Annotated in this window: 1 protein-coding gene; it reads right to left on the bottom strand. The window is 76.8% G+C overall.

Features of this window, described 5'->3' with window-relative positions:
* Window positions 1–74: 74 nt before the first annotated feature.
* A complete protein-coding gene (locus HCJ92_RS24040) occupies window positions 75–1,355 on the bottom strand; it encodes a deoxyguanosinetriphosphate triphosphohydrolase (protein ID WP_167935706.1) in 1,281 nt (426 codons plus the stop codon).
* Window positions 1,356–1,459: the final 104 nt, after the last annotated feature.

The following is a 1,459-nucleotide window of genomic DNA, read 5'->3' on the forward strand; positions in this document are numbered from 1 at the left end:
CACCCGGCCGGGGTCGGCGACGGGACCGGCCCGGGGCGCCCCGCTGCGGGACGGCGGTCGGCCCGCCGTCCCGCTCAGCGGGCGGTGAGGCGGGCGTGCAGCGAGCGGGCCGAGGCGTCGGTCAGGGCGGCCATCTGGTCGACGATCACCCGCAGCCGCTCCCGGTCGTCGGTGGCCGAGGCGTACAGCGCCCGGTACTGCGGGTCCAGCCCGTCGGGCGCCCTGCGCACCAGCGCCTCGCCCAGCTCCGCCAGCAGCTCCCGCTGCCACCCCCGCATCCGCTCCTGGTCGGGCCGCTGCATCACGTACACGTCGGCGACCGCCTTGAGGACGTCGCACTCCAGGCGGGTCCCGCGCGGCACGATCAGCTCCGCGCCGTAGCGGGTGAGGGGGCCGTTGCCGAAGCGGGCGCGCGTCGCGGCCTCCGCCGACAGGCAGAACCGGCCGATCAGCTGGCTCGTGGCGTTCTTCAGCCGCACCTGGGCCGGGGCGGTCCCGTCGTAGCCGTGCGGCCACCACTCCTGTTCCAGCAACCGGTCCAGCGCGGCTGCCAGTTCCTCGGGGCCGGTGCCGGGCGGCGCGTAGCGGGAGGCGGCCACCGCGAAGACGCCCTGCCGCTCCGGCTCGGCCAGCAGCACGTTGGGGTCGAGGTGGCCGGCGTGGAGGCCGTCCTCCACGTCGTGCACCGAGTAGGCCACGTCGTCGGCCCAGTCCATCACCTGCGCCTCGAACGTACGGCCGCCCGAGGGCGCCCCCTCCCGCAACCAGCGGAAGACGGGCAGGTCGTCCGGGTAGACCCCGAACTTGCGGGCCGCGGGCTCCTCGGGGTGGACCCCGCGCGGCCAGGGGTACTTGGTCGCCGCGTCCAGCGCCGCCCGCGTCAGGTTCAGACCCGCCGGCGCGCTCTCGTCACCGCCGCGGAACCGCTTGGGCTCCAGCCGCGTCAGCAACCGCAGCGACTGGGCGTTCCCCTCGAACCCGCCGCACGGCTCCGCCAGTTCCGCGAGGGCGCCCTCGCCGTTGTGGCCGAAGGGCGGATGACCGAGGTCGTGCGCGAGGCAGGCGGTCTCCACCAGGTCCGGGTCGCAGCCGAGGACGGCGCCGAGTTCCCGGCCGATCTGCGCGCACTCCAGCGAGTGCGTGAGCCGGGTCCGCGGGCTCGCGTCCCAGGCGTGCTGCGCCTCCGGCTGGTCCGGGGTGACCACCTGGGTCTTCCCCGCCAGCCGCCGCAACGCCGCGGAGTGCAGCACCCGGGCCCGGTCGCGCTGAAAGGCGGTGCGCCCGGGCCGTTTGTCGGGCTCCGGGTCCCAGCGCTCGATGTCGTCGGGGCTGTAGCCGGCGGGAAGGTCTCGCATGGCTCCGACAGTAGCCCGCCCCCGGCCGCGTCCCCGCGCCGGTCCGCCCGGGGAGCGGACCCGAGGGGCGTCCCGGTCGGGCGGGGCCGTCAGCCCCGCCCGAC

This window comes from Streptomyces spiramenti (assembly GCF_012034385.1).
Classification (GTDB): domain Bacteria; phylum Actinomycetota; class Actinomycetes; order Streptomycetales; family Streptomycetaceae; genus Streptomyces; species Streptomyces spiramenti.

What these genes read in the sequence shown, in the direction of transcription:
- HCJ92_RS24040 (WP_167935706.1), bottom strand. Translation starts at nt 1,355, where the DNA reads ATGCGAGACCTTCCCGCCGGCTACAGCCCCGACGACATCGAGCGCTGG.